The organism is Candidatus Eisenbacteria bacterium (assembly GCA_005893305.1).
Classification (GTDB): Bacteria; Eisenbacteria; RBG-16-71-46; order SZUA-252; family SZUA-252; genus WS-9.
On sequence record VBOZ01000037.1, the window covers coordinates 1 to 8,404 of the forward strand.

7 protein-coding genes are annotated in these 8,404 nt (G+C 66.0%); 5 read left to right on the forward strand and 2 right to left on the reverse strand.

The genetic code is table 11. The features are described from left to right. Positions 1-231: 231 nt before the first annotated feature. Positions 232-1,056 carry a nucleoside triphosphate pyrophosphohydrolase gene (gene mazG / locus E6K79_11925; GenBank protein ID TMQ62654.1) on the reverse strand — a complete coding sequence of 275 codons (825 nt, stop codon included), beginning with the start codon at positions 1,054-1,056 and terminating at the stop codon, positions 232-234. Positions 1,057-1,164: 108 nt separating this feature from the next. On the opposite strand from mazG, the gene alr reads away from it, so the two are divergent. From alr to E6K79_11945, 4 genes are read left to right on the forward strand one after another with little or no spacing between them, the layout of a single operon-like run. After that, positions 1,165-2,418: an alanine racemase gene (gene alr, locus E6K79_11930; GenBank protein ID TMQ62655.1), complete on the forward strand. Its 1,254-nt coding sequence runs from the start codon at positions 1,165-1,167 to the stop codon at positions 2,416-2,418. Positions 2,419-2,425: 7 nt separating this feature from the next. Further along, entirely contained in the window at positions 2,426-2,680 is a 255-nt protein-coding gene (locus E6K79_11935) for a hypothetical protein (GenBank protein TMQ62656.1), read from the forward strand. Position 2,681: 1 nt separating this feature from the next. Continuing rightward, on the forward strand, positions 2,682-3,089 hold the full coding sequence (cdd, locus tag E6K79_11940; GenBank protein TMQ62657.1) for a cytidine deaminase: 408 nt from the start codon (positions 2,682-2,684) through the stop codon (positions 3,087-3,089). A gap of 22 nt (positions 3,090-3,111) precedes the next feature. Further along, positions 3,112-4,407 (forward strand): thymidine phosphorylase, encoded by a 1,296-nt coding sequence (locus E6K79_11945; GenBank protein TMQ62658.1) that lies wholly within the window; start codon positions 3,112-3,114, stop codon positions 4,405-4,407. A gap of 74 nt (positions 4,408-4,481) precedes the next feature. Here E6K79_11945 and E6K79_11950 read toward each other — a convergent pair whose 3' ends face one another. After that, on the reverse strand, positions 4,482-6,584 hold the full coding sequence (locus E6K79_11950; GenBank protein TMQ62659.1) for a PBP1A family penicillin-binding protein: 2,103 nt from the start codon (positions 6,582-6,584) through the stop codon (positions 4,482-4,484). 109 nt (positions 6,585-6,693) lie between these two features. On the opposite strand from E6K79_11950, the gene E6K79_11955 reads away from it, so the two are divergent. Continuing rightward, the gene (locus E6K79_11955; protein TMQ62660.1) at positions 6,694-7,941 is read left to right on the forward strand and encodes a tyrosine--tRNA ligase; all 1,248 of its coding nucleotides are present in this window, start codon (positions 6,694-6,696) and stop codon (positions 7,939-7,941) included. Positions 7,942-8,404 lie beyond the last annotated feature (463 nt).

An 8,404-nucleotide genomic window follows, 5' to 3' on the forward strand; every position in this document is an offset into this window, starting at 1 on the left:
CTTCCCGGAATGGTATCGCAGCTACGCAGTGTATGACCCGCGGATCGATAACTCAGTCTTCTACAGCGCCGATTCGGTCTGGAAATACTCGGCGGTCGTGGGCGTCGGACTGCGCAAGAACACCATCTCGTCCAGAGCAGTGATGGTGCTCTTTGAGCGGATTGGGGCACGAGAGGCCGGCGCCCCGAGGGTGCCCGTCTACTGGCACTGAGGCAACTCGGGCCCGGCTCCTCACGACTTCTTCTCCTCCCGCTTCACCGCCTCCCACAACCGATCCAGCTCGGGAAGGCCGGCCGACTCAGGCGCCCGTCCTTCCGCCTTCAACATCGCCGTGACCCGGTCGAACCGGTTCCGAAACTTCTCCGTGGCGGCGCGAAGGTGAGCCTCGGGATCGGTCTTCACGAATCGGGCGAGGTTCACGACCGCGAATAACAGATCGCCGATCTCCTCGGCAACCTTGCGATCCTGCCCTTCCTGGATCGCTTCCTCGACCTCGGCCACCTCCTCACGGAGCTTGGCGAGAACGCCGCCGACATCGGCCCAGTCGAATCCGACCGCCGCCGCCTTCTCCTGGACGCGGTAGGCCCTCAAAAGCGCGGGGAGGCCCGTCGGGCTCTTCCCCAGCAGCGATTCGTGCCCCGCCTCCTGCTTTTTTCCCTCTTCCCACTGGCGGAGCACTCCCTGCGCGTCGAGGTCCTTCCGCTCGCCGAAGACGTGCGGGTGGCGCGCGATCATCTTCGCGATGTTGCCCCGTGCAATCGCTGCCGGGGCGGGCCCGCCCTCCTGTTCCAATCGAACAGCCAAGAACACCACCAAAAACAACAAGTCGCCTAGCTCCTCCGCGACCGCCGGCCGGTCGCCCGCCGCGATGGCGTCGGCGATCTCGTTGGCCTCCTCGACGGCGTAGGGGGAGAGGGTGCGGAGCGTCTGCTCGCGGTCCCAGGGACATCCGTCCGGCCCCGACAAGTGCCGGACCAGGTCGAGTAGGTCGGCCTGGGCCGCCGCGAAGTCGTCACGGCCTGAAGCCTTTGGATACGTAGGTTTAGCCTGGCTCATCCGCCGAGTGTAGTGGGGAACCGCCGCCCAAGTCCACGCGGGCGCCGCTTGCTTCGCCGCGAACCCTGTGGTACTCGTGGAGTAGGCAAGGCTAAGGCCGCCAACGATATGGAATTCCCCACCTGGGTTGAGGTCGATCTCGATCGCTTCCGCCGGAATCTAGGCGCCATCCGCGCCGCCGTCGGTGGGGGCCGCGGCATCCTGTTGGTGGTTAAGGCGGATGCCTACGGCCACGGCGCCGTGGAGATCGCACGCCACGCCGTCGAGTCCGGCGTGACCATGCTGGGGGTCGCGACGCTCCACGAGGGGATCGAGCTCCGCGCCTCCGGGATCACAGCGCCGGTCGTCATCCTAAGCCCGGCCCTTCTCTCCGAAATCGACGAGATCATCGAGCACCGGCTGACGCCCTGCGTCGGATCGCTCGAATTCGCGGATCTCCTCTCGCGGCGCGGCACCGCGCATCAGGTGCTCACGCGTTTCCACGTCGAGGTGGACACGGGAATGGGCCGAACCGGCGTCGGAGACGAGGACGCCGTGGCCTTCATCGAGCGCGTCGTCGGGATGCCCCACCTGGTTCTCGAGGGGGTGTTCACCCACTTCCCCCACGCCGATTCCGGGCGCACCGACGTCACGGAGGCTCAGCTCCGCCGCTTCTCCGAGATTCTCCACGCGCTCGCGCTGCGGAAGATCGAGGTGCCCCTGCGCCACGCGGCGAACAGCGCGGGCATGCTGAGCGTCGGGGACTCGATGCTCGACATGGTGCGCCCGGGGATCCTCGCGTACGGCTTCTATCCATCTGCCGAGGTCCCCCGCACGATCCCCGTTGAAGGGATCATGTCGTTCAAGACCCGAATTGTGGAGCTTCGCGACGTGCCTCCGGGGCGTTACATTAGCTACGGGCGCACCTACCAGACGTCGCGCTGGACGCGCGTGGGGGTGCTGCCGGTGGGCTACGGGCACGGATATCCCTGGCATCTCTCGAACCGCGGGCAGGTGTTGATTCGCGGCAAGCGAGCGCCCATCGTGGGGCGGGTCACCATGGACCTCACGATGGTCGACGCGACGGAGATCGAGGAAGCCGCGCTCGGCGACGAGGTCGTGCTCTGGGGCCAGCAGGGAAGGGCTCGGATCGGGCTCGACGAAGTCGCGGCGTGGGCGCAGACGATCCCGTACGATCTGCTCTGTAGCATGGGGAAGCGGGTGGTGCGCGTCTTCCTTCAGGAAGGGCAGCCGTCCAAGGTGTTGACGCTCATCGGTGAGCGTCAGGAAATCGAGGTCGCCGAACACGGGAGCGCCGGCGCGGCAGGGAAGCGGCGGCGGCGGAAGGTCCAATATCGAACCCGTGCCGGCTCCTCGGGGTGAGGAGGTCATGAGCGATCAAAATTTCGAAGTGGGGGATTGGGTGCGCCATCCGGAGTTCGGCGACGGGCTGATCCTGGAGGCGAAGGGCGGCGGCGAATCGGCCTCGGTCCTCGTCTCGTTCCCGGACAATTCGCGCCGCCGGCTGATGGTCAAGTTCGCTCGATTGAGCCGACTGGAGCCGCAACCGGGGCCGTCGTCCCGGAGCAAGCAGGAGGGGAAAGCTCGCGCCAAGCCAGGTAAGAAGCGCGCCGGGGGCAAATAGCGTGGCGGGGACCACTCCCGCCGCCGGACTTCTCGCGGCCGCGAAGGCTCTTCTGCCGCTCGCGGCGGCGCGCTACTCGAACTTCCCCGTCGGCGCGGTGATCGAGGATGACTCGGGGGGTGTCCACCCGGGCGTCAACGTCGAGAGCGTGAGCTACGGCCTGACCGTGTGCGCCGAACGATCCGCGCTGTTCGGCGCCCTCGCGCGCGGCGCCAGGGCATTCCGCCGCCTCGCGGTGGTTGCCGAGCGCCTGAAGCCGGTATTGCCCTGCGGCGCCTGCCGGCAGGTTCTCTTGGAATACGCGCCCGACCTCGTCATCGTGGTCGAAGGCGCGGACGGCCGTCCTGAGGAAATCGCCCTGCGCGATCTCCTTCCTCGCCCCTTCACGCGCCTCCAACCCGCGCCCTGATTCCGCGGCACCCGGATCGGCGATGAAAGAGCTAATCCAACGCAAGCGTGACGGCGCCGAGCTCTCGTCCGACGAGATCGAATATTGGATTCAGGGCGTGGCCGACGGGAGCGTTCCCGACTACCAGAGCGCCGCGCTCCTCATGGCCATCACGATCCGCGGGATGACCCGAGCCGAGACGATCGCGCTCACCGAGGCGATGCTCCATTCCGGGCGCACGCTGGATTGGTCCAAGCTGGGCCGCCCCACCGTCGACAAGCATTCGACCGGCGGCGTGGGGGACAAGGTCTCGCTCGCGCTGGCGCCCTGGGTCGCCGCGTGCGGCGCGGCGGTGCCGATGATCGCCGGGCGCGGCCTCGGGCACACCGGCGGCACGCTGGACAAGCTCGAGGCGATCCCGGGATTCCGGGTGAAGATCGATCCCGAGGCGTTCCAGTCCCAGCTCCAGAAGATCGGCGTCGTGATCGCCGGTCAGAGCGATGACCTGGCGCCCGCGGACCGCGAGCTCTACGCGCTCCGCGACGTGACGGCCACGGTCGAGTCGGTGCCTCTCATCGTGTCGAGCATCCTCAGCAAGAAGTTCGCTTCGGGGGCGGGCGCCGTCGTCTTCGACGTCAAGTGCGGCGGCGGCGCGTTCATGCGGAGCCGAGAGGAGGCGCTGGCCCTGGCCCGCGAGCTGGTCTCGACCGCGCGCGAGCTGGGCCGGAAGGCGCGGGCCCTCCTGACCGACATGGCGCAGCCGTTGGGCGACGCGATCGGAAATGCCAATGAGGCGGCGGAGGCGTTCGGCATGCTCCGAGGCGGCGCCCCTTCCGATCTCACCGAGCTGACGCGCGACCTCGGGACGGCGATGCTGGTCCTCTGCGGGGTGGCGCGCGAGCGGTTCGAGGGCGGGGCGCGAATGGATCGAGCGCTGGAATCGGGCGAAGCCCTCCGCCGGGCCGAGGCACTCGTCGAGGCACAGGGGGGCGACCCTCGGGTCGTGGCCGATCCGACGCTGCTTCCGCGCGCCGCGGTCGAGAGCCTCGCCCTCTCGCAGCGCTCGGGGTCCGTGACCGGGATCGACGCGCGGGCGCTCGGCGAGCTTTTGGTCGCCATGGGCGGCGGGCGCCGGCGCAAGGAGGACGCGATCGATCCCGCCGTGGGGATCCGCCTTCTACGGAAGATCGGGGACCGCGTGGAAGCCGGGGAGCCCGTGGCCGTCATCGAGGCGCACCGGGACGCCCCCGAGTGGGCCGACGCCGCGTTGCGTGCTTACGCGATCGGGGATGAGCCTCCTGCGCCGCGGCAGCTGGTCCTGGAGCAGATAATGGAGTGAGCCTGGGAGACGGCCGGGCTGGCCGCGCCCTCGCCGCTCCGGCCGCGCCCTCGCCGCTCCGGCCGCCCCTCCGCCTACAGCCTCAGCCGCTCCTCGGGAGGCGCCTCGCTGTCGGTCTTCTTGAAGTCGTAGGTCTCGGGCGCGGGCCGCTCGGTGCCCGTGTGGATGTTGCAGTAGCTCGTCGGCTGCATCCCCTCCTTGAATAGCTCCAGCTCCGTCTCGGGGCACGATGGATTGGCCAGGAGCCCCGTCTGGGCGCAGATGAGGACGCTGACCACGCCGCTCGGCACCGGGAATTCCTGAGGCGCCTTGCCCTTCGTAGCCGTGCCGATGACATCGACCCAGATCGGAAGCGCCGCTGCCGCGCCCGTCATCCCGGGCCCGATCTTCTGCTTCCGGTCGAATCCGACCCAGACTCCCGTCACGAGGCCGGGGACATACCCGACAAACCAGGCGTCGGAGTAGTCGTCCGTCGTCCCGGTCTTCCCCGCGGCGGGCACGCTGAGTCCCAGCGCGCGCGCGGAGGCGGCGGTGCCGTTCTCGACCACGCTCGAGAGCATGCTCGTCATCGTGAGCGCGGTCTCGGGGCTCAACGCTTCCTCGGCCGTGGGTCTCGCCTGCTCGAGTACCTTCCCGTTCTTGTCCTCGACGCGGAGCACGAACACGGGCGCCACGCGAATTCCCTGGTTCGCGAAGACCCCGTACGCCGACGTCAGCTCGAGGAGATTCACTTCCGACGTGCCGAGGGCCAGTGAGAGATCGCCGACGAGCTGAGTCCGGATCCCCATCCGCCTGGCATACGAAGTCACGAGAGTGGTGCCCAGCTTCTGCAGCAGCTTCGCGGCCGGGACATTGATCGAGTGGGCGAGGGCGGCTCGGAGCGTGACCGGGCCGCGGAATTGCTTGTCGTAGTTCTGCGGCGCCCATTCCTCTCCGTTTCCGGCGCGGAACGAGACCGGCGTGTCCAGGATGACGTCGGTCGGAGTGAAGCCGTTGTCGATCGCCGCGGCGTAGATGAACGGCTTGAATGCCGATCCGGGCTGACGGCTCGCCTGCACGGCCCGGTTGAAGTTCGAGTCGTTGAAATCGCGCCCGCCGATCAGGGCCCGGATCTGTCCATTCGAGGGATCGATGCTCACGACCGCGCCCTGGAGATACTCGGTCTGCATCTTCTCCTTCAGGCTCGCGACCTGCGCCTTGGCCGCGAGCGTGGCGCGCGTGCGCTTGTATTGATTCCGAGACTCGAGCGCCGTCAGCCGCCGCTCGAGCGATTCCTCGGCGGCGATCTGAAGGTCTATGTCGATCGACGTGTAGACGCGAAGGCCGCCTTCATAGATCTGATTCGATCCGTAGCGCTCGTCCAGGTACTGGCGGACCATCTCCATGAAATAGGGCGCGGAGCGAGTGTCGACCCGGGTCTTGGTCACGCCGAGCGGCGCCTCGCAGGCGGCCTCGTACTGCGCGCGGTTGAGATTCTTCGTCTGGAGCATTGCGGCGAGCACGAGGTTCCGGCGCTTGAGCGCCCTGTCGGGCTCCCTTCGCGGCGAGTAATCCCGCGGGTTTCGCGGAAGGCCGGCCAGGAGCGCGCACTCCGGAAGCGTCATCTCCTGCACGGGTTTTCCGAAGAACACCTTGGACGCGGCGTCGATCCCGTAGGCCCCTTCGCCGAAATAGATCTGGTTGAAGTACATCTCCAAGATCTCGTCCTTGGTGTACGTCTGCTCGATCCGGATGGCGAGGATCATCTCCTTGATCTTCCGGGTGACCGTCTTCTCGTGGGTGAGGAAGAGGTTTCGGGCGAGCTGCTGCGTGATCGTGCTGGCGCCCTGTTCCGGACGGCCCGCGATCACGTCGTTCACGAGCGCCCCCAAGACCCGCATCGGATCGATGCCCCAGTGGGTGTAGAAGCGGCGATCCTCGATGGCGAGGATCGCGTCGACCATGGCACGGGGTATCTGGCGCAGCGGGACAACCGAGCGGTTCTCTTTGTAGAACTCGTGGACGAGCTTTCCGTTGATGTCGTAGACGAGCGTTTTGACCGGGGGAGCGATCGTCTGGAGGCTGGCCGGAGACGGGAGATCCTTCTGGAGCCAATTCGCGACCCCAATGCCGACGCCGACCGTTCCGCACAGGATGATGATGATCGCGGGAACGGCGAACTGAGCAACGCCTCTCATGCTTGATCTCACGAAAATCCCTCTCTGGGAAAAGTGATCAACCCTGATCCTGACGCTAGGTACAGACCCAGGGGCGGTCAAGCCCCAATCTTGCTACACTACGCGACCCATGGCGTCCACGTCCCACACCGCCGAAATCGAACGCCAGCTCGCGGTGATCAAGTCCGGCGTCGAGGAGCTGATCCCCGAAGCCGAGCTCGTTCGAAAGCTCGAGCGATCGCTCGCCACGAAGAAGCCGCTTCGCGTGAAGCAGGGCTTCGATCCCACCGCGCCCGACATTCACCTCGGCCACACGATCGGCCTGCGCAAGCTTCGCCAATTCCAAGATCTCGGCCACCAGGTCGTGCTCATCGTCGGCGACTTCAGCGCGCTGGTCGGAGATCCGAGCGGACGATCTCAGACGCGTCCCCAACTGACCGAGGACGAGGTGAAGGCGAACGCCAAAACCTACCTCGATCAATTCTTCCGCGTCGTCGACAAGGCCCGCACGGAGGTTCGCTGGAACGGCGAATGGCTCCGCTCGATGACCTTCGCCGACGTTCTGCGCCTCGCATCCGAGATGACGATCGCCCGGATTCTCGAGCGCGACGATTTCGAAAAGCGCTACAAAGCCGGCGAGCCGATCGGCGTCCACGAGCTGCTCTATCCGCTCATGGTTGCCTACGATTCCGTCGTCATCAAAGCCGACGTGGAGATCGGCGCCACCGAGCAGAAGTACAACCTGCTCACCGGCCGCGATATCCAGACCGCCCACGGCGTCGAGCCGCAGGTGATCCTGACCCTCCCCGTCCTCGAGGGAACGGACGGGGTCCGACGCATGAGCAAGAGTATCGGCAACTACATAGGCGTGGCTGAGCACCCGAAAGAGATTTATGGCAAGGTCATGAGCCTTCCCGACGCGCTTATTGTTCGCTATCTCCGTCTGGTTACAGACGCTACGGCCAGCGAGGTCGAGGAAGCCGACCGGGCCCTCAATGACCCCAAAACGAACCCAATGTCCTGGAAAAAGGCTCTCGCAAGCCGGATTGTGCGCATGTACCACGGCCCCGACGCCGCGGAACGCGCCCAGGCGGACTTCGAGAAGCAGTTTTCGCGCCGGGAGGCCCCCTCCGAGATGCCCACCGTGAGCCTTTCGCCGGGTAAGTTTCGCGCGCGCGACCTGATGATGAAGGCCTTCCCGAATGAGTACACCGCTACCCAGGCCGGCTCCATGTTCAAGCAGGGCGCAGTCTTCGTAAATGGCGACCGGGTAACGGATTTGGCGGCCGAGATCGAATTGGGTGGTGGGGCCCAAGGGCTCAGGGAGGTCGTGTTCAAGGTGGGGCGCAAGTACGCGCGCGTGATCCCTGGCCCATGAGGGTGAGCTCGGCCCGCTAAGCCATTGAATTCGGGCGTGATCCGGCCACAGATTTCTTCCGCCCAGGGGTTGACATCGGGCCCCATCGCGGATATCGTTCCTTGTTGCGGCCGGTGAACGCGGTTACCTCAGTCTTCACCGACTGACTGCACGGCAAGCCCGCGTAGGATCTAGTTTTCGGGCCTCCTGTTCGCAGTGAAAAATTAACATTGACAGGCAGCTGGAACCCGCAGTACTTTGAAAGTTCGGCCCTAAAACGGCCAACTCGCGCAAGTCGCGCGCCCGTTCTTTGACAAACGAATAGCGCACGCTGTGTTGTGGAGCCCTAGAGGATCCCACCAGGCTCTCTAACTTTCGGGTTAGTGCGTCTGTGTGATCTCTTGTAAGAACGTCGGTTCCTGTGAAGGTACCGATTAATGTGTGTGTGATATATCCAACGGAGAGTTTGATCCTGGCTCAGAAC

Coding starts and splice junctions, on each gene's coding strand:
- mazG (TMQ62654.1), bottom strand. CDS start 1,056: ATGAGCCAGGCTAAACCTACGTATCCAAAGGCTTCAGGCCGTGACGAC.
- alr (TMQ62655.1), top strand. CDS start 1,165: ATGGAATTCCCCACCTGGGTTGAGGTCGATCTCGATCGCTTCCGCCGG.
- E6K79_11935 (TMQ62656.1), top strand. CDS start 2,426: ATGAGCGATCAAAATTTCGAAGTGGGGGATTGGGTGCGCCATCCGGAG.
- E6K79_11945 (TMQ62658.1), top strand. CDS start 3,112: ATGAAAGAGCTAATCCAACGCAAGCGTGACGGCGCCGAGCTCTCGTCC.
- E6K79_11950 (TMQ62659.1), bottom strand. CDS start 6,584: ATGAGAGGCGTTGCTCAGTTCGCCGTTCCCGCGATCATCATCATCCTG.
- E6K79_11955 (TMQ62660.1), top strand. CDS start 6,694: ATGGCGTCCACGTCCCACACCGCCGAAATCGAACGCCAGCTCGCGGTG.